General features: G+C 66.8%; 17 protein-coding genes and 1 pseudogene. 6 read left to right on the forward strand and 12 right to left on the reverse strand.

Going from position 1 to position 18,024, the window contains the following annotated elements:
- Window positions 1-25: 25 nt before the first annotated feature.
- From MKCMC460_RS14810 to MKCMC460_RS14820, 3 genes are all read right to left on the reverse strand, one after another.
- Complete coding sequence (locus MKCMC460_RS14810; RefSeq protein WP_236983701.1) at window positions 26-217, reverse strand: ferredoxin; 192 nt, start codon at window positions 215-217, stop codon at window positions 26-28.
- The gene (locus MKCMC460_RS14815) at window positions 214-1,407 is read right to left on the reverse strand and encodes a cytochrome P450 (protein ID WP_238304480.1); all 1,194 of its coding nucleotides are present in this window, start codon (window positions 1,405-1,407) and stop codon (window positions 214-216) included. Before MKCMC460_RS14815 ends, MKCMC460_RS14810 begins: the two co-directional genes overlap by 4 nt.
- A 68-nt stretch (window positions 1,408-1,475) precedes the next feature.
- Window positions 1,476-1,883, reverse strand: a complete 408-nt coding sequence (locus tag MKCMC460_RS14820) for a hypothetical protein (protein ID WP_236984152.1) — start codon at window positions 1,881-1,883, stop codon at window positions 1,476-1,478.
- A 439-nt stretch (window positions 1,884-2,322) separates the two neighbouring features.
- Here MKCMC460_RS14820 and MKCMC460_RS14825 point away from each other — a divergent pair, with 439 nt between their 5' ends.
- Window positions 2,323-3,549: a hypothetical protein gene (locus MKCMC460_RS14825; protein WP_238304482.1), complete on the forward strand. Its 1,227-nt coding sequence runs from the start codon at window positions 2,323-2,325 to the stop codon at window positions 3,547-3,549.
- Window positions 3,550-3,629: 80 nt separating this feature from the next.
- Window positions 3,630-5,001: pseudogene (locus MKCMC460_RS14830) on the forward strand (HNH endonuclease signature motif containing protein).
- A 19-nt stretch (window positions 5,002-5,020) separates the two neighbouring features.
- Here MKCMC460_RS14830 and MKCMC460_RS14835 read toward each other — a convergent pair.
- On the reverse strand, window positions 5,021-5,632 hold the full coding sequence (locus MKCMC460_RS14835; RefSeq protein WP_370652819.1) for a TetR/AcrR family transcriptional regulator: 612 nt from the start codon (window positions 5,630-5,632) through the stop codon (window positions 5,021-5,023).
- 184 nt (window positions 5,633-5,816) lie between these two features.
- On the opposite strand from MKCMC460_RS14835, the gene MKCMC460_RS14840 reads away from it, so the two are divergent.
- Both MKCMC460_RS14840 and MKCMC460_RS14845 read left to right on the forward strand, forming a co-directional pair.
- Entirely contained in the window at window positions 5,817-6,911 is a 1,095-nt protein-coding gene (locus MKCMC460_RS14840; protein ID WP_236983699.1) for an NAD(P)-dependent oxidoreductase, read from the forward strand.
- Between the two features lie 16 nt (window positions 6,912-6,927).
- On the forward strand, window positions 6,928-7,473 hold the full coding sequence (locus MKCMC460_RS14845; RefSeq protein ID WP_238304484.1) for a bifunctional 2-polyprenyl-6-hydroxyphenol methylase/3-demethylubiquinol 3-O-methyltransferase UbiG: 546 nt from the start codon (window positions 6,928-6,930) through the stop codon (window positions 7,471-7,473).
- 3 nt (window positions 7,474-7,476) lie between these two features.
- Here MKCMC460_RS14845 and MKCMC460_RS14850 read toward each other — a convergent pair whose 3' ends face one another.
- On the reverse strand, window positions 7,477-8,079 hold the full coding sequence (locus MKCMC460_RS14850; protein WP_236983698.1) for a TetR/AcrR family transcriptional regulator: 603 nt from the start codon (window positions 8,077-8,079) through the stop codon (window positions 7,477-7,479).
- Between the two features lie 113 nt (window positions 8,080-8,192).
- Here MKCMC460_RS14850 and MKCMC460_RS14855 point away from each other — a divergent pair, with 113 nt between their 5' ends.
- Window positions 8,193-9,356 carry an acyl-CoA dehydrogenase family protein gene (locus MKCMC460_RS14855; protein ID WP_236983697.1) on the forward strand — a complete coding sequence of 388 codons (1,164 nt, stop codon included), beginning with the start codon at window positions 8,193-8,195 and terminating at the stop codon, window positions 9,354-9,356.
- A gap of 31 nt (window positions 9,357-9,387) precedes the next feature.
- Window positions 9,388-10,218 (forward strand): enoyl-CoA hydratase-related protein, encoded by an 831-nt coding sequence (locus MKCMC460_RS14860; RefSeq protein WP_236983696.1) that lies wholly within the window; start codon window positions 9,388-9,390, stop codon window positions 10,216-10,218.
- 8 nt (window positions 10,219-10,226) lie between these two features.
- Here MKCMC460_RS14860 and MKCMC460_RS14865 read toward each other — a convergent pair whose 3' ends face one another.
- The 7 genes from MKCMC460_RS14865 to MKCMC460_RS14895 are packed head-to-tail and all read right to left on the reverse strand — an operon-like array spanning window position 10,227 to window position 17,992.
- Window positions 10,227-11,927, reverse strand: coding sequence for an FAD-binding protein (locus MKCMC460_RS14865; protein WP_255731228.1), 1,701 nt, complete (start codon window positions 11,925-11,927; stop codon window positions 10,227-10,229).
- Window positions 11,924-13,306, reverse strand: coding sequence for an SRPBCC family protein (locus MKCMC460_RS14870; RefSeq protein WP_236983694.1), 1,383 nt, complete (start codon window positions 13,304-13,306; stop codon window positions 11,924-11,926). The genes MKCMC460_RS14865 and MKCMC460_RS14870 overlap by 4 nt, the downstream gene beginning before the upstream one ends.
- A 24-nt stretch (window positions 13,307-13,330) precedes the next feature.
- Window positions 13,331-14,863, reverse strand: a complete 1,533-nt coding sequence (locus MKCMC460_RS14875; RefSeq protein WP_236983692.1) for an acyl-CoA synthetase — start codon at window positions 14,861-14,863, stop codon at window positions 13,331-13,333.
- A gap of 16 nt (window positions 14,864-14,879) precedes the next feature.
- Window positions 14,880-15,755 (reverse strand): enoyl-CoA hydratase-related protein, encoded by an 876-nt coding sequence (locus MKCMC460_RS14880; RefSeq protein WP_236983689.1) that lies wholly within the window; start codon window positions 15,753-15,755, stop codon window positions 14,880-14,882.
- Window positions 15,756-15,792: 37 nt separating this feature from the next.
- Window positions 15,793-16,029, reverse strand: a complete 237-nt coding sequence (locus tag MKCMC460_RS14885; protein WP_236983687.1) for a lipoyl domain-containing protein — start codon at window positions 16,027-16,029, stop codon at window positions 15,793-15,795.
- Window positions 16,022-17,005, reverse strand: coding sequence for an alpha-ketoacid dehydrogenase subunit beta (locus MKCMC460_RS14890; RefSeq protein ID WP_236984145.1), 984 nt, complete (start codon window positions 17,003-17,005; stop codon window positions 16,022-16,024). Before MKCMC460_RS14890 ends, MKCMC460_RS14885 begins: the two co-directional genes overlap by 8 nt.
- A 48-nt stretch (window positions 17,006-17,053) precedes the next feature.
- Window positions 17,054-17,992 carry a thiamine pyrophosphate-dependent dehydrogenase E1 component subunit alpha gene (locus tag MKCMC460_RS14895; protein WP_236984143.1) on the reverse strand — a complete coding sequence of 313 codons (939 nt, stop codon included), beginning with the start codon at window positions 17,990-17,992 and terminating at the stop codon, window positions 17,054-17,056.
- Window positions 17,993-18,024: the final 32 nt, after the last annotated feature.

The following is an 18,024-nucleotide window of genomic DNA, read 5'->3' on the forward strand; positions in this document are numbered from 1 at the left end:
GTGGTTTGCGTCAGCGTACCGAGCCTTACGTCACGGTGATCGCGTCCTCCGGACAATCCCGGGCTCCTGTGAGCGCGTGTTGCTCGAGTTCGCCGGACACTTGGGCGACGAGCACGACGGAGTGGCCGAGGTCGTCGCAGTCGTAAACGTCGGGCGCCAGTGAGTAGCAGCGGCCGTGGCCCACACACCGGTCGGGGTCGACGGTGACGTGCTTCATCGCTGCGTCGGGGCGAAGGTCAGCGGCAGCGCCTCCACCGAGCGCAGCGCGGCAGTGTTCTTCAGTTCGGTGCCGGGTGGAATCTCGTAATCCGGTATGCGCCGGTGGAATTCGCGTAGTGCCACCCGCAGCTCCATCCGGGCCAGGTGGGATCCGAGGCAGCGGTGCGGGCCGCCGCCGAACGCCCGGTGACGGTTCGGGCTGCGAGCGAAGTCCACCAGTTCGGGGTCGGGGAATTCGGCCGGGTCGGTGTTGGCGGCGCCCAGCAAGGGGCTGACCCGCTCGCCCTTGCTGATCGGACAGCCCCCGACCTCGACGTCCTGCATCGCTATCCGCACCACCCCGGGAACCGGTGTCTCCCAACGCAACAACTCCTCGACCGCATGCGGCAGGATGTCCGGCTGCTCGACGAGCTGGTGGCGGTGCTCCGGGTGGCGCGCCAGATAGACGAAAAAGCAGTCCAGCGAATCGGTGACCGTGTCCAGCCCGGCGATCAGGAACAGAAAGCAGATGTCGAGCAACTCCTCGCGGGACAGCTTCTCCTGGGCCGCTGCGTCCTCGCCCTTGAAGTGCGTCGCGATCAGCGCGGACAGCACGTCGTCGCGGGGGTTCGCGATGTGGTCGTCGATCGCGCGGTCGAAATACTCGTAAATCTGCTGGGCCACCGGGGCCGAGGCCGAATGCCGATCATCCCAGTCGGTGCTGCCCTCCGGGCGGATGACGCCGTCCTTCCACTCCAGGAACTTGTCCAGGTCTTCCAGCGGCAGACCTAACAGCTGCAGGAACACCGTGCACGGCAACGGCACCGCGAACTCGGCGTGGAAATCGCACGCGCCGCGCTCGGCGAAGGCGTCGATCATCTCGTTGACCAGCGCGCTCACCTGAGGTTCCCGGCGGGCCATCTCGCGCGGGGTGAACAGCGGGTCGAGGACGCGCCGGTACTTGGCATGGTCGGGCGGGTCGATCTGCAGCGGGATCAGCGGCCGCAGGTTGCCGAGATCCACCGCGTCCATGTTCGACGAGAACAGGTCGGTGCGCTTGAGTGCCATCTCGATATCCGACAGCCGGCTGAGCACCACCGCCTGCGGCGACCGGAACACCGGCGCCGACTCCCGCAGCGCCTTGTACATAGGTTGCGGCTCGGCGAGACCCACCACGGCCTGGTCGACGAAGGATTCGGCTTCAGTCATGTAGCCAGACTGGCACCGCGCCGAGCGGTGGGCAATCCTTTGTTGCAAAAATACGTAAGTTAGGGAAGTTATGGGTGTGGTTGCTGTCGCCGGTGCAGGAATGCCGATGCGGCGTGCACCGCTCCGCGCAGGGCGTAAACGGCCGTTACCACCGACAGCACGATCAGCAGGACGAAGGTCGGCAGCCAATTGGCACGACTGTGGTTGACGTCCCACCAGATGACCGTGAACAGCAGTACGCAGATCAGCAGCACGACGTCGCGCCAGTTGCCCTGATACGTCGCCGCGGCCTGACGCAGTCGACGGCCCCGGTCCGTCGCCTCCACCAGGTCGTCGATGCGGGCGTCGATGGTGCGCTGAAGTTCGGCTCGTCTTCGGGTCGCCTCCGGGGGGAGGCGGTCGAGCAGGTCCATGTCCTGTTTGATCAGGCCGCGAAAGTCCGGGCCGCGGAATTGGCCGGCCGCCACGGCCAGCATGACGCCACCGAGGATCGGTGCACTGTTGAGCGCGATCTGTCCCACACCAGCCACGGCCGGCCCTCCTTTGCCCACGACGTTGTGTCGAGGATCGCCGACGCGGGGGAGCGGATCAACTGATTGCGGTGCGGCGAACCCGCCGCTGTACTCGAGAGGGATGGGCTCCTGGACATCCGTCGAGCCGGCCGACCCGCCAGCGGCGATGGACACCTGTCCAGCATTGTCCGGTTTGCCGATCGTTATCTCCTCTCGAGAGACCAATCCCGCGTCATGAACTCGAGCTGTCGAGACCGTTCTTGCTTGCGGTATGGCGTCCTTGCCCGAGGCTGGACGAAGGACTAAAGTTCAAGACGAAACCAGACACGTGTCCATAATCGACGGCATTGGCAGCCCGCTTGAGCCGTGCGCCGCGACGGTGTCGCCACTCGGAGGACCTTCCATGACCAGCAGGTACGCCGGCCTCAGCCGGGACCAGCTCGCCACCCTGGTACCGGAGCTGCTGTTGATCGGCCAGATGATCGACCGCTCCGGAATGGCCTGGTGCATCCAGCAATTCGGCCGGCCGGCCATGTTGCAGATCGCCATCGACGAATGGGCCGGCGCCAGCCCGCTGTACACCAAACGCATGCAGCGCGCGCTGCGCTTCGAGGGCGACGACGTGGTCACCATCTTCAAAGGCCTGCAGCTCGACATCGGTGCTCCACCGCAGTTCATGGACTTTCGCTACACCGTGCACGATCGCTGGCACGGCGAGTTCCACCTCGACCACTGCGGGGCACTGCTGGATGTGGAACCGATGGGCGAAGAGTACGTGCGTGGCATGTGCCACGACATCGAGGACCCCACGTTCGACGCCACCGCACTGGCCACCAACCGCAAGGCCCAGGTCCGGCCGATTCACCGGCCGCCCCGGGTACCCTCCGACCGCAACCCGCACTGCGCCTGGACGGTGATCATCGACGACTCCCACCCGGAGGTCGGTTTCATCCCCGCCCTCGACATCGTCGGCCGGACCCGGGCCGCCACGACTGAACTGGACGACATCGACGAAACCGAGCCGGGGCAGTCCGACTACTCCGGCCCGCTGGTGTCCGACTTCGATTTCGGCGCGTTCTCGCATTCGGCGCTGGTGCGCCTCGCCGACGAGGTGTGCCTGCAGATGCACCTGCTGCACCTCTCGTTCGTCCTCGCGGTGAACGAGCACGCCGGCGACGACGCGGAGCTCACCCGCTCGATAGCCACCAAGCAGCTGATCGGGGTGGCGGGCCTGGCGGCCGAGCGGATCCACCGGGCGCTGGACCTGCCGGCCGGCGTCGAGGGTGCGGTCCGGGTGCTGGAATTGCACCCGTTGTTCAATCCCGCCGCGTATGTGTCGGCTGACTTCGAAGCCGACCGGATGCACCTGCACCCGTCACCGGCCCACGAGGACGACGCGTGGCCGGCGCTGGTCTCGCCAAGCTCCATCGAGCCGTTGCAGGCGATCGTGGCCGCGGTCGACCCGCATCTGAGCGTCGAAGTCAGCGGCACGCCGACGGACTGGACCGCGATTGTGATCGAAACCGACACGGCGGCAAAGGAATTCTCCGAGGTCGCGGTCACCAAGTTCAGTGGCGGGTCGACGTTCGTCTTTCAGCCGCGCAAGTCGTTGCCCCTGACCCCGGTGTAACGCGCGGCAGTCCGTCCCGACCTTGCAGGGGCGGTTGTTGTCGGTGGGTCTTCGTAGAATTCGGGTATGTCGTCGAGCACGTGTGGGGAGATCGCCGCGGTGCTCGACGGGCTCGATGGGGGCTCGATGGCGAGGCGGATCGCTTGTGTGAGTTGAGCTTTGAGGCCTCGACCACTGCGGAGCTGCTGGGTGTGATCGACCGGGTGGAACGCATCGTGCGCAAGCTGGCGGTGCCCGGGCATGCGGTGATCAACCAACTCTCGCGGCGGCCACCAATGCTGAGCTGTGCGGCACCCTGGCCCAGGCGTTGTCGAATCGGTTGCGGATCAACAAAAGTGACGCCAACCAACGCATCACCCAGGCCGCCGATCTGGGGCCGCGCCGGGCGATCACCGGCCAGCCGCTGGGCCCGGCGCTGCCCCAGACCGCGGCCGCCCAACGCGACGGGCTGATCGGGGCCGAGCACGTCAACATCATTCAGGGGTTCTTCAACAAGCTGCCCGACACCGTCGATGCGCCTGCCCGCGCCGAAGCCGAAGCCAAACTGGCGTTGATCGCCGGGGGGTATCGCCCCGACCAACTCGCCGACTACGCCCAGGTCTACAAAGACTGCCTCAAACCCGACGGCGACTTTAGGCCCGACGAACCCGAACACACCCGCAAACGCGGCATCACCCTGGGCCGCCCAGCAACCCGACGGAATGACCAAGATCAGCGGCTGGCTGACCCCCCAATGCCGCGCCACCGTCGAACCGGTGCTGGCCAAACTCGCCGCCCCCGGCATGGCCAACCCCGACGACGACCACCCCATCCTCGACGGGCGCGCCGCCCAAGACGCCGTGGACCGCGACACCCGCACCGCCGAGCAGCGCACCCACGACGCCCTGATGGGCGCCCTGCGCGTCCTGCTGCAGTCCGGCACACTCGGCCAACACCACGGCCTGCCCACCACCCTCATCGTGACCACCACCCTGGCCGAACTCGAAGCCGGCGCCGGCCGCGCCCTGACCGCCGGTGGCACCCTGCTGCCCATGACCGACGTGATCGGCCTGGCCGCCCGCGCGCACCACTACCTGGCCGTCTTCGACCACGACAAAACCCTGGCCCTCTACCACGGCAAACGCCTGGCCACCCCCGAACAACGCCTGGTCCTGCTGGGCAAGACCGCGGCTGCACCAAACCGGGCTGCACCGTGCCCGGCTACTGGACCCAGGTCCACCACCTCGAAGGCTGGTTCGCCACACAACGCACCCACATCGACGAACTCACCCTGGCCTGCGGACCCGACAACCGCTTGGTCGAACTGCGCAACTACATCACCCGCCGCAACGCCCACGGCCTCACCGAATGGATCCCCCCGAACACCTCGACCACGGCCAACCCCGCACCAACTGCATGCACCACCCCGAACGACCACTGCAACCCGACCCCAAACCCGAGGACGACCCCTAGCGGCCCGGGGTGTGACGCCTCAGGCGACCGATGCGCCCAGGATGAGATTGACCGCTTCGTCGAGTTGACCGGCGACCTCCTGGTAGGTGAGGAAGCGGGCGGTCATCAGCGCGCCCGCGAAAGTCATCTGCAGCGTGGACTTCACCGAACGCGGCCAACCGGGCCCCAGCGCGGCACCGATCCGCCGCGATACCTCCTCGGCGATCTGTTGACGCAACGGCGCAACGGCGGGGTCGTCGGCCATCAGGGCCGCTCCGCAGCCGGCGGTGAGTTCGGGCTCGTCGGCAACCACCAGCGCCATGTCCCGCATGGTCGCGCTCACCCGCGTCTTGGTGGTGTCGTTGACGTCGGTGTGCAGCGGCAGCTCACGCAACAACCGCAGGTAGACCGCCGCAACCAGAGCGCTTTTCGACGAAAAGTAGGTATAGGCGCTGGCCGGTGACACACCCGCGCGCTGCGCCACCGCGCGCATCGTCAGGTCGGCATACGAGGATTCCCGCAATTCCTCCAGGCCGGCGTCGAGGACTTTGCGAATCGTCTGCCCCGGCCGCCGATCCGACCGGCGAGCTGCCGCTCCTTGGCCCGCGGCGCCGACATGACCGGTCGTCGGCAGCGCCGCGTCTCTAGACACCCGTCCAGTGTAGGAAAGGACGACTGTCAGCCACAACTAGCCGACAAATACGTTCTGATCAGGCCAGAACCACGTCAGGTAAGCAATCGGCGACCCTGGCCAACCTTGCCGGATGGCGACAATGCCGATAGCGTCGCGAGAAGATAACAGACAGCTGTCCAGAAATTTGCGGGAGGGATCGGACGTGGCCGACGATCGTGTGCTGGTGACCGGAGCGTTCGGACTCGTCGGGTCCGCGGTGGTGGCCCAGTTGGCCGGCGAAGGCCGCAGCGTCGTTGCCACCGACCTCGACGCGCCCGCGCACCGCAAACGCGCGCGGGAACTCACTGCGCATCCGTCGGTGCAGGTCAGCTGGGCCGACCTCACTTCACCGTCGGACGTTAAGGCACTGCTCGAGACGGCCGCCCCCACCGTCGTCATCCATCTGGCCGCGATCATCCCGCCGTTCTGTTACGCGCGTCGGCAGCTCGCATACGCCGTCAACGTGGCGGCCACCGCGACCTTGGTCAGGGCCGCCGAACAGATGCCGACGCCGCCCCGATTCGTGCAGGCATCCAGCATCGCGGTCTACGGTGCGCGCAATCCCCACCGCGGCGACTCGTTGTTAACCGCGTCGACCCCGCTGCATCCCACCGACCTCTATGGCCAACACAAGGCTTTGGCTGAGCAGTGCGTGACCTCGTCGGACCTGGACTGGGTGGTGTTGCGCCTCGGCGGGGTGCTCACCGCGCAGCCGCGCTTCGAGATCGACCGCGACCTGGTGTTCTTCGAGGCGGTATTGCCTTGCGACGGAAGGATTCACACCGTCGACGTGCGCGACGTCGCGCACGCGTTCAGCGCTGCGACCCGTACCGACCGGGTCCGCGAGGTCTTCCTGATCGGCGGCGACCGCACCCACCGGATCACCCAGGCCAGAATCGGTGTGGAATACGCCGCGGCCATGGGTCTGCCCGGCGCCATCCCGCCCGGGCGGCCCGGTGATCCCGACGACGACCTGTCCTGGTACGCCACCGACTGGATCGACACCGAACCTGCTCAGAAAGTTCTTGCATTCCAACATCATTCGTTACCGCAGCTGCTGGCCGAGACGCGTGCCAAGGTGGGCTGGCTGCGGTTCCCGTTGCGGCTCGCCGCTCCGCTGGTGCGCTGGTACCTGCGGCGGAAGTCCCCCTACCGCGGATTCCCCGGCGCCACAGCAGATCCCATGCGCGCAATCGCGCGGCGCTTCGGCGATCCGGCACCCTCGGAGTCAGCGGATTCCGTGTCGCTGCGCCCTTAGCTCGAGCAGCACCCCGATGGCCGAACAAGACCGGCGCCGGTGGGACGAGCGCTATACGCGGCTCGACCCGGTACCGGACGAGCTTCCCCAGGCGCCGGGTTTCCTTGCCCCCCATATGAACCTGCTGCCGACCGCCGGGCAGGCGCTGGACCTGGCTTGCGGCCGCGGCCAGGACTCGGTGTGGCTGGCCCGCCGGGGGCTGTACGTCTGGGGACTGGATATCTCCGCGGTCGCCATCGGCCTGGCGCGAGAGCTGGCTCAGCACAACAACGTTGGCGACCGCTGCCGATTCGACGTCGTCGACCTCGACGACGGTCTGCCACCCGGCGAACCCGTCCAGCTGATCCTGTGCCACAGGTTTCGCGATAGCCGCCTGGACCGGGCGCTGATCGATCGACTGGCGCCGGGAGGTGTGCTGGCGATCGCCACCCTCAGCGAGGTGGACGCCGCGCCGGGGCCATTCCGGGCCAGGCCGGGTGAACTGACCGCCGCATTCGCCGAACTGGACCTGCTGGCGGCCGGCGAGGGCGACGGAACAGCGTGGTTGGTGGCACGTCGCTGACGCTCAGGTTTCCCGGAGGGTCACCGACAACTGCGGCGTTGGACCGTCGCCGCGACGCGCGACCCGCTCCCATGTGGCATCGACCAGCGGCTGCAGCAGCAACTCGCCCAGTTGCCGCACCAACACGGCGACGACCTGCGTCGCCTCCCGGCGCCGGGTGGATGCCAGACCCGCTTCCCGCAAGCCCACGACCTCGCTGCGGGTGAGGTCGACCAGCACATCCAGCAGATGCATACGGTCAGCAGAAGATTCGAGCACCGAACGCCGGATGTAGCTCACCACAACCGGATTGGCGATCAGCATGCGTCGCACCGCTTCGTCACGCGCGGCCGCCAACTCCGCAGGGTCGTCGTGCGCGGAGACTTCGGCGATGGCCAGCGCGAAATGGTCCACCACGAGCTGGTCGACCGCATCGCGCAGGCCCGCTTTGGTCTTGAAGTGATGCTGGACGAGCCCGAGCGTGACGCCGGCCTCGGCAGCGACTGCGCGTAAGGAGACCCGGTCCGCGCCGTACTGGGCGTACATGTCCAGGGCGGTGTTACGGATGCGTGCCTTGGCGGTCAGGTCCTGTTCGGTCGCCCGCGGGTGGGGCGGTGGGTGGGTCATAGCCGGGGGCTTCCTGGTCGTTTGACTAGTACACGGTACATTTGTACCGTCAGCGGCGAAACTCTGGGGCCGGCCGCGGTGGCCGACCTTTCGCCGCGCGAAGGTGAGGCAACGTGTCCGAACTCTTTCCCGCCTACCGGGCCAGTTGGGAGACCGATCAACACCGAGAACTGCGCAAACACGCGGCCGCGTTCCTGCGCAAGGAGTCCACTCCCAACCAGGAGCGGTGGGCCCGCCAGCACCAGGTCGATCGTGAGTTCTGGAACAAGCTGGGCGACGCCGGACTACTGGGTCTCGACCTGCCCGAACGATATGGCGGGACCGGCGGCGACTTCGGCCATTCGGCGGTGGTGGCAGAAGAAATGGCGCTGGCGCACGACAGTGCCTCCGGCTGGATCGTGCACTCGCCGATCGTGGCGCACTACATCGCCAGCTACGGCGACCAAACGCAGAAAGAGCGGTGGCTACCCGGAATCATCAGCGGCGACAACGTATTGGCCATCGCGATGACCGAGCCCGGCACCGGATCCGACCTGCAGGCGGTACGCACCACCGCGGTGCGCGACGGCGAACACTACGTGATCAACGGGTCAAAGACGTTCATCTCCAACGGAACTCACTGTGACCTGCTGGTCATCGTCGCCAAGACCGATCCGGCCCAGGGGGCCGGCGGCATCTCGCTGATCGTCGCCGAAACCAGCGACGACTTGGCCGGCTTCGAGCGGGGCCGGGTGCTGGAGAAAGTCGGCCAGCACGGCCAGGACACCCGTGAACTGTTCTTCTCGGACATGCGCGTCCCCACCGCGAACCTGCTGGGAGACAACGAGGGTCTGGGTTTTTTCCAGCTGATGGAACAGTTGGCCCGGGAGCGCCTGATCATCGCCGCCGTCTGCGCGGGCATGGCCGAGGCAGCCGTGCTGGAAGCCATCGCCTACACCAAACAGCGCGAAGCCTTCGGACGTACGCTGATCAAGTTTCAGCACAACAGGTTTGAACTCGCCGAACTCAAGGCCGAGACGTTGTCGATCAAGACCACCGTCGACTACTGCATCCAGCAGTACATCGACGGCAACAACCATCCCGCGACGGCATCGATGGCCAAGCTGATCGCGGCGGACAAGGCGGTCGAGGTCGTCGACCGGTGCGTGCAGTTCTTCGGCGGCTACGGGTACATGATGGAATACCCGATCGCACGCGCCTACGCGGCGGCCCGGGTGAACAAGATCTACGGCGGCACAAGCGAAATCATGAAGGAAATCATCAGTCGCTCCCTGTGAGTCGACACCGAAATCCGGTAGTGTCACCGCAATGGAGCGTCGCGTCCTCGAAGCGGTCATCTACGAGCGCGAACCACCGATCGCGCGGATCATCCTCAACCGGGTCGACAAGGCCAACACCAAGGACGCGGTGCTGGTGACCGAAGTCGACACGTGCCTGCGCGAGGCGGACCGCGACAAAGAAATCAAAGTCGTCATCCTCAAAGCCAACGGCAAAGGCTTCTGCGGTGGACATGTCGCCCGCTGGGGCCCCGACGAAAACCCTTATCCAGACTTCGGTGACACGTTCGAAGACCTCTACAAGGGCACCGCGGACCTGTTCCTGTGGCCGACGCTCTATCTCTGGGAGTTCCCGAAGCCGACCATCTCCCAGATTCACGGTTACTGCATGGGCGGCGGCATCTACCTCGGCCTGCTGACCGACTTCTGCGTCGCCTCCGAGGACGCGTATTTCCAGATGCCACTTGCCCAAAGCCTCGGCGAGCCCGGCGGTCACACCATGATCGAGCCCTGGCTGATGATGAACTGGCACCGCACCATGGACTGGCTGCTGCTGGCTCCCACGCTGTCGGCCCAGCAAGCCCTGGACTGGGGGCTGCTCAACCGGGTGGTGCCGCGCGAGGACCTCGAAGACACCGTGGAGGAGATGGCGCGCAAGATCGCGCAGATCCCGCTCACCACGCTGATGGCGGTGAAGAGCAACGTGAAGCGGGCGTGGGAATTGATGGGCATGCGGGTGCACCTGCAGGTCAGCCACATCCTGACCAACATGGTCGGCGCCGCCAGCGACGTGCAGGCCCGCCGTGCCGAACTCATGCAGTCGGGGATGAAGCCGCGGGATTTCGTCGACCGCGACGAGTAGCGCTGCGGTCAGCGGCTCTTCTCCCCGGCGATCTTTCGCCCGGCGGCATGTCGTGCCGCGACGTAGCCGAACACCATCGAGCTGGCGATGCTCGCCCCGGCACCCGGATAGGTTCGGCCCATCACCGTGGCGGTGGTGTTACCGGTCGCGTAGAGACCCTCGATGACCCGGTCCTGCTCGTCGAGAACCTGCGCATGCTCGTTGGTGATCACCCCGCCGCAGGTGCCCACGTCGGCGGGCAGCACCCTGGTGGCGTAATACGGCGCCCGATCCAGCGGCCCCAGCGCGGCATTCGGCCGATAGCCCGGATCGCCCAGGCAGTCGTTGTAGGCCGACTGGCCGCGGCCGAAGTCCGGATCCAAACCCTTTGCGGCGAAACCGTTGAACCGCTGCACGGTGCGCACCAGTTCCTCGGCGGGAAGCTCGATCTGGCGGGCCAGCTCGCCGAGGGTAGCGGCCCGCTTGACCGCGCCGCTCTCGATCAGTTCGGCGGGCAGGTGTTGCCGCTTTACCGGGTTGGTGCCTGCCACGTAGCGGCGCACATAGCCGTCGTCGAAAATCATCCAGCACGGCACCGCCTTGTTGGCGTACATCGCCTTGCCCACTTCGACGTACGAGTTCGACTCGTTGCAGAAGCGCCGGCCCGTCGAGTCGACGTAGATGGCGCCGGGCCGCTGCCGTCCCGAGCCCAGTGAAGCGGCGGCCGCCCCGCCGTTGGCGATGAAAACCGACGGCAGCCACCAGGCTTCGTCGAGCAGATCGGTCTTGGCGCCCAACCGCATCGCGGCCTGCAGCACCTCGCCGGTGTCGCCGGCGTTGGCGATCGACCACTGCCCCTCGTTGGGTTGATCGCCGCTGTAGCGGCGGCGCATCTCCGGGTTGTGCCCGAAACCCCCGGCCGCCAACAGAACTCCCTTGCGCGCCTGGACATTCACCGCTCTGCCGCCGTGGCTGATGCGCGCCCCGACCACCCGGCCGTCCTGGACCACCAGGTCCTCCATGGCGGCGTTGACCCACAGCGGGGGCTGGCCGTCGCTGAGGCCGATCAGCACCTTGAGCAGCTGTCCGATCAGCGAGGCGCCGTTGGTGAGGATCTGCCGCCGCGCGATTTTGGCGGCATTGGTGCGGGCGAAGACCTTGGTCGCCACGGCCAGTGCCCGCGGAGAACGATTGAAGTACTGCACCGAACGCAGCTCGTTGGTCAACACGATGTACCCGTAGTTCTTGGCCAGCGACGGCTGCACCTTGTCACGCCATCCGCCCAGTTCGGCGGCGTCGAACGGAATTCCCTCGACCGCCCGGCCGGATTCGTTGCCGCCCTTGTGATTCGGGTAGTAGTCACTCCATCCGGCGCAGCGGATCAGCCGAACACCCTTGCGCATCAGGAAGTTGAGCATCTCATAGCCAGCGGTGAGGAACATCTCGCGGCGCTCCGGTGAGGACGCCGGGCCGACGTCGCCGACCACGTCGGCCAGATAGGCCAAACCGTCCTCGTGCGAGTCGACGATCCCGTCGGCCCGCATCAGCGGATTGTTCGGCATCCAGACGATGCCCCCGGACAACCCCGTCGAACCGCCTACCAGCGCTTGCTTTTCGACGATCAGCGGCTGCAGCCCGGCGTCGAGCGCAGCCAGACCGGCGACCATGCCACCGCCACCGCTGCCCGCGATCAGCAGGTCGACGGACCGATCCCAGTTGACGCTGCTCACCGTGCTCCTCCCGTCGCAGTCGCCGCACCGGAGGTGAAGCCCAGGTCCACCATCGGGACGTCGATGGTCGTATTGGTCTTCTGGATCGCCGGCACCAGCGTTTGATAGGGCAGGCCGGCCAGGAAGCCGTCGATGACGCGTTCGAAGTTCGAGATCAGCCCTTCGATCTGGCTGGACAACCGCATGAACTCGAAACCCTTGGAGTGCAATCCCTTTTGCTGCTTGGGTAGGTTGGCGAAGTCCTGGGCAGGGATCGGTGGCCAGCGTGGGTCGTCGGGTGCCATGGGTTCCGGCGGTGTCGGTTTGCCGGTGATCTGCTCAGGCGGGATGCGGGTGAGCGACCAGATCTCGAACAACGTCTCTTCCGGACCGAGCGGGCGGATGCGGTACGACGAGGCGCTGCTGTACTGCGGTAGCAGGAAGTAATGCGGGAAGCAGAACCCGATCGCGTCGACGATGCCGCGGCGCTGCAGCTCGTTGAGATCGGGGATGTCGCAACCGCGGGCCCGATGCCAGTGCACCACAGCGTCGTTGAGCGTGCGCTTCCACACCGCCATCGCCTCGGCGGCGTCGGCCGGCAGCTCGATGTCCTGCAGGCCCTCGGCGATGCGGACGTCGTTCTCGTGGGTCATGCCGGCCATGCCTGCCCCCAGGGTGCGCATGAAATAGAGGCTGGTCTGGACCAGTCCGGGCGGCTTGCCGGTGGCGGGCTGTGCCGACGGCAGCAGCTGCGGATGGGTCTGCGGCACGTGGTAGCCCTCCATGAAGGCAGCCGTCGCCAGCTTCCAGTTCACCGGCAGCCGGCACGACTGCCACCATTCGGTGCGCAGCGATTCCACCTTCCAGGCGTCATAGATGGTGGCGAACGGTTCGAAGCAGTCCCGCAAGCCGGGTGCCTCGTCGTCGAGGTTGATCCACGCGCAGCCGCCCCAGAGTTCGCAGCGCACGTCCACCAGCGCGAGGTCGTGCGGGTCCAGGTTGTGCTCGTCGAACGCCTCGGGTCGCAGCACGAAGGTGTTGCGGCCGTCGATACTCCAGCACCAGCCGTGGAACGGGCAGACGAAGGTGCGCCGGGATCCGGTCAGCGACCCGGAGCCTTCCACGAGTTTCACCCCGCGGTGCCGGCACGCGTTGTGGTAGGCGCGCACGGTGTCGGCGTCGACCCGCACCACGACGATCGACTGGTCGAGGATCTGGTACTCCACGAAATCGCCCGTCTTGGGAATCTCTTCGAGACGGCACGCCATCTGCCATACCCGGGGCCAGAACCTTTCGTTCTCCAGCGCGTAGAACTGCGGGTCGTAATACCGCTGCTTGGGTATCCGGTCGGCGGCTTGCACCGCCCACGGCACCGGCAGCGGCGTCCAGTTCACGTCCATGTCATTGCTCCGTCGGTTTCGGGTTCACAGGATCCTGGACATCCGGCCCTGCCAATAGCGTTCCCGAATACGCCGCTTGTAGAGCTTGCCGTTGGGGTCGCGGGGCAGTTGCGGGTCGAATTCGATTGTGCGCGGGCACTTGTAGGCGGCCAGGTGGGATCGGCAGTAGGCGATCAACTCCGCCTCCAGCTCGGGCCCGGGGGTGATTCCGGCGGCCGGTTGCACGACGGCCTTGACCTCTTCGCCGTACTCGTCGTTCGGCACGCCGAACACCGCGGCGTCGACCAGTTTGGGGTGCATGACCAACAGGTTCTCCGCCTCCTGTGGGTAGATGTTGACCCCGCCGGAGACGATCGTGAACGTGGACCGGTCGGTGAGGTAGAGGTAGCCGTCCTCGTCGACCCGCCCGACGTCGCCCAGCGTGCGCCAGCCACGTTCGTTGGACACCGATGCGGTCTTGGCGGGGTCCTTGAAGTACTGGAACTCCGGGCCGCCCTCGAAGTACAGCTCGCCGGATTCGCCGACGGGCAGCTCGTTGCCGTCCTCGCCGACGACGTGCACCGGTGTCATCGGAATCCCGACCGAGCCGGGGTGCGCCAGCCACTCGTCGGGGCCGATCGTGGTGCCGGCGAATCCTTCGGTGCCACCGTAATATTCGTGAATGATCGGCCCGAACCCGGCCATCATCCGGTGCTTGACGTCGACCGGGCAGGGTGCGGCGGCATGGATCACGCAGCGCAGGCTCGACACGTCATAGGCGTCGCGGACCGCCGCGGGCAGCTTGAGCAGCCGCACGAACATGGTCGGCACGAACTGTGCGTGCGTCACCCGATGGGTCTCGATGAGCCGCAGCACTTCCTCGGCGTCGAACTTCGGCATGACGATCGACGCCGCGCCCACCCGGTTGACCGCCATCGTGTAATTCACCCCGGCCGCGTGGTAGAGCGGGGCGGGGGACAGGTACACACTCGACGGGGTCATCCCGTACTTGTGTGTCAGCGCCATCTCCAGCACCGCCTGCGCCCAGGAACCGTTGCCGTCCACCGGAAGTGGGCGGCGCACCGCCTTGGGCCGGCCGGTGGTGCCCGACGAGTACAGCATCTCGGACCCGTCGCAGTGCGCTGGCGCCTGGCCCGCTGCGGCCATTGCCCGCTGGTATGACTGCCATTCGGGTAACCCGCGCCCGAGGGCGATACGGGTGCCGGCCCGCGGGTTGGCGCTCGCGACGTGGGCCGCGAGTGCGGTCATCGAAGCATCGACGAAGACCGCCTTGGCGTCGGAATCCTCGATCACGTACGCCACTTCCTCGGGCGTGAAGTGCGTGTTAACAGCGGTGTAGTACAGACCGGAAAGCTGGCAGCCCCAGGTGATTTCGAAGAACTCGGGCCGGTTGGGAAGGATCAGTGCCACCCCGTCGCCGGGGCGTAACCCGGCGTCGTGCAGCATCGCGGCGACCCGCTGGCTGCGCGCGTACAGGTCGCCGAAGGTGATCGCCGCGCCCTCGACGATCAGGGCGGGCGCCTGCGGATTCCGCTGTGCGTGATCGGCGATGTTCACCGGCCGGTCCCCACCATTACGTCGAGGCGGTGGCGCCGTCGGTCGATGCGGCGGCCGCGGCCTGGCGCCGGGCATGCTCGGAGGGCAGCACCTTGTCCTTGAACACGGTCTGGATCAGCTGCTGTACGTCCTTGCTGATCGACGCGAGCGCCACCAGGTCGTTGGAGCTCTGCCAGTGCACCCGCATGCCCATCAGCTCCCAGGCCCGTTTCAGGTTGGCCTTGGTGAGCATCAATGTCGTCAACGGCGCCTGGGCGATGTGCCGGGCGATCGCGTCCACCCGGGCATCGAGGTCCTCCCGTCTGACCACTTCGTTGACCAGGCCGACCTCCAGCGCCTTCTTGGCGTCGATCACCTCGGCGGTGAACAGGTAGTAGGCGGCGCGGCGCCAGTTCATGAAAACCCAAGGCTCGATGGAGCATTCGCCCGAGGGCATGCCGAAGCCCTGCAGCGGGGGATAGGAGAAGTAGGCGTCCTCGGAGGCGATGACGATATCGGTGGTCAGGCCCATGTGCGTGCCGCCGCCCACACAGTAGCCGTGCACCTGGGCAATGGTGGGCTTGGAGAACTCCCACAGGTTCAGCGTCGGCTTGACGAACAAGTCGCTCTGCGCCTTCCACGGGTGGCCGGTCACCATGGCGTTCTCCACGAACGACGGGTAGTCGACGGCGTTGTTGCCGATGGCGTGCCCGGAGCAGAAGCCCTTGCCGTTGGCCTTGAGCACCAGCACCTTGATGTCGTAGTCGCGGTCGGCATCCAGCAGGGCGGCGTCGACCTCCTCGGCGAGCTTTTGGTCCTGGGCGTTGGCCTTCTCGGGCCAGTTCAGCGTGATGCGGGCGATGGGCCCTTCCTTCTGATAGATGATTCGTTCGCGGGTTTCGTTGAGGTCCACGGCTTTTCGATACCTTTCGTGATGGGGGGATGACTCGTTACGGGGTGATGACGCCGATCTGCGCGCCGATGTCATAGGTCGTTCCGATCTGGCCGGTCCACTGCACGGTGCCCGACGCCCCGGCTTCGATCTCCTGTTCCACCTTCTCGGTGGCGATCACGTAGATCGGGGTGCCCTCCTCGACGTAGTCACCACCGTCGACCAGCAGGTCGGTGAGTTCGGCCTCCGACACGGCCACCGATACCCGGGGAATCCGAATCACGAACTCAGCCATGCGCTTTCGCCCTCGCGAGAGTGAGCTGCGCGGCAGCCACGATGCGCGCCGGCGACGGGTACACCTGTGCCTCCAGGGTGGGCGCGGCGGGACTGGGCACGAAGCGGGCGCCGACCCGCTGGATGGGGGCGGCCAGCTCACCGAACAGCTCGGCCTGCAGGATCGCGGCGACCTCGGCGCCGGGCCCGGCGAACTGGACCGCGTCGTGCACGATCACGACTCGCCTGGTGCGGCGGGCGGATTCGACGATCGTCTCGACGTCCAGCGGTACCAGGGTCCGCAGGTCGACCACCTCGGCACTGACGTCCTGCTCCTGCAAGGTCACCGCCGCCGCGAGCGCGTCGTGCACCGCCCGTCCGTAGGCGATCAACGTCACGTCGGTACCGGGCCGCTTGATGTCGGCCTGGCCCAACGGAATCGAGAATCCCTGCGCGACGGGGACGGGTCCCTTGCGGCTCTGCAGCCGGATCGTCTCGACGAACAGGCACGGATCCTCGTCGAAAATCGCCGAGGTCAGCAACCCCTTGCCGTCCCGGGGAGTGGACGGGACGATCACCTTCATCCCCGGAATGTGCATGAACCAGGCCTCCAGCGACTGCGAATGCGTCGCGCCGGTCGCCAGGCCCGCGTACACCTGGGTGCGGATGGTGATCGGCGCGGTGGTACGTCCGGCGGTCATGAACCGCAGTTTCGCGGCGCTGTTGATCAGCTGGTCAGCGGCGATACCGATGAAGTCCATGATCATGATCTCGGCGACCGGCAGCAGGCCGTCGATCGCCGCACCGATCGCCGCACCGACGATCGCGGCCTCCGATATCGGCGTGTCCAGCACCCGATCGTGGCCGTACTTGGTGGACAACCCGGCGGTGGGGCCGGAGGCGCCGGGATCGGCGATGTCCTCGCCGAGCAGGAAGACCCGTTCGTCGGCTGCCAGCGCCTGATCCAGCGCCAGGTTGAGCGCCTCGCGCATGGTCATCTCTTTGTCGCTGCCTGGTTGCAGGTCTGGAGGTGTCACGCGGATTCCTTACCGGGGGAAGCTGATCGGCGTCGCGTATACGTCGCGGTCGAGTTCTGCGACCGACGGCGGGTCGGCGCTGAGCACCGCACGCAGTGCTGTCTCCACCGCCGCTGCGGCGTCGGCGTCGATGCGGTCCAATTCCTCGGCGCCGCAGATCCCGTCCTCGGCCAGCCGGGCGCGGAACCGCGGCACCGGGTCGGCGGCCATCGCCGCGGCGAGCTGATCCTTCGGGATGTAGGGCATCCGGTCGCCGAAATAGTGGCCGCGGAAGCGGAAAGTCACACATTCGACCAGGGTGGGCCCGGCCCCGGCGCGCGCCCGTTGCAGCGCCTCCTCGAGTGCGGATTGCACCGCCAGCGGATCGTTGCCGTCGACCCGGACCCCCGGCATGCCGTAGCCGGCGGCGCGGTCGGCGACCCGCTCGATCTTCATCGTGTCCGAGGTCGGCGTCATCTCCGCGTAGAGATTGTTCTGGCACACGAAAACCAGCGGCAGATCCCACAGCGCGGCCATGTTGGCCGCCTCGTGGAACGAGCCGGTGTTGGTGGCGCCGTCGCCGAAGCTGACCACGGTGACCCGATCGGTGCCCCTGCATTTGGCGGACATCGCCAGGCCCACCGCCACCGGTGGCCCGGCCCCGACAATCCCGGTCGAAAACATCACGCCGACAGCGGGATTGGCGATGTGCATGGTGCCGCCCTTGCCGCGCGCGGCGCCGATGACGCGGCCCATCATCTCGCCGTAGATCTCCTCGAGCGGCACCCCCTTGCCGATCAGGTCGTGCAACCCCCGGTAGGTGGTGACCAACTGGTCGTCGGGACGCAACGCCACCGCCATGGCCGCAGCGACGGCTTCCTGACCGCGCGAGGGCCAGTACACACACATGAACTCTCCGGTGCCGATGCCCTTGGACAGCCGGTCATCGGCCGTCTTCATCAGCACCATCAGCTCGTAGAGGCGACGCTCGTTCACCTGAG

The sequence above is a fragment of the Mycobacterium sp. 20KCMC460 genome, from assembly GCF_022179425.1.
Lineage (GTDB): Bacteria > Actinomycetota > Actinomycetes > Mycobacteriales > Mycobacteriaceae > Mycobacterium > Mycobacterium kiyosense.

Bases quoted from the DNA above. Each gene is read 5' to 3' on its own strand.
- MKCMC460_RS14860 (WP_236983696.1), top strand. From the start codon at position 9,388: ATGGAGCGTCGCGTCCTCGAAGCGGTCATCTACGAGCGCGAACCACCG.
- MKCMC460_RS14820 (WP_236984152.1), bottom strand. From the start codon at position 1,883: ATGCTGGCCGTGGCGGCCGGCCAATTCCGCGGCCCGGACTTTCGCGGC.
- MKCMC460_RS14890 (WP_236984145.1), bottom strand. From the start codon at position 17,005: ATGACCATGCGCGAGGCGCTCAACCTGGCGCTGGATCAGGCGCTGGCA.
- MKCMC460_RS14810 (WP_236983701.1), bottom strand. From the start codon at position 217: ATGAAGCACGTCACCGTCGACCCCGACCGGTGTGTGGGCCACGGCCGC.
- MKCMC460_RS14850 (WP_236983698.1), bottom strand. From the start codon at position 8,079: ATGACCCACCCACCGCCCCACCCGCGGGCGACCGAACAGGACCTGACC.
- MKCMC460_RS14815 (WP_238304480.1), bottom strand. From the start codon at position 1,407: ATGACTGAAGCCGAATCCTTCGTCGACCAGGCCGTGGTGGGTCTCGCC.
- MKCMC460_RS14885 (WP_236983687.1), bottom strand. From the start codon at position 16,029: ATGGCTGAGTTCGTGATTCGGATTCCCCGGGTATCGGTGGCCGTGTCG.
- MKCMC460_RS14845 (WP_238304484.1), top strand. From the start codon at position 6,928: ATGGCCGAACAAGACCGGCGCCGGTGGGACGAGCGCTATACGCGGCTC.
- MKCMC460_RS14825 (WP_238304482.1), top strand. From the start codon at position 2,323: ATGACCAGCAGGTACGCCGGCCTCAGCCGGGACCAGCTCGCCACCCTG.
- MKCMC460_RS14895 (WP_236984143.1), bottom strand. From the start codon at position 17,992: ATGGTGCTGATGAAGACGGCCGATGACCGGCTGTCCAAGGGCATCGGC.
- MKCMC460_RS14870 (WP_236983694.1), bottom strand. From the start codon at position 13,306: ATGGACGTGAACTGGACGCCGCTGCCGGTGCCGTGGGCGGTGCAAGCC.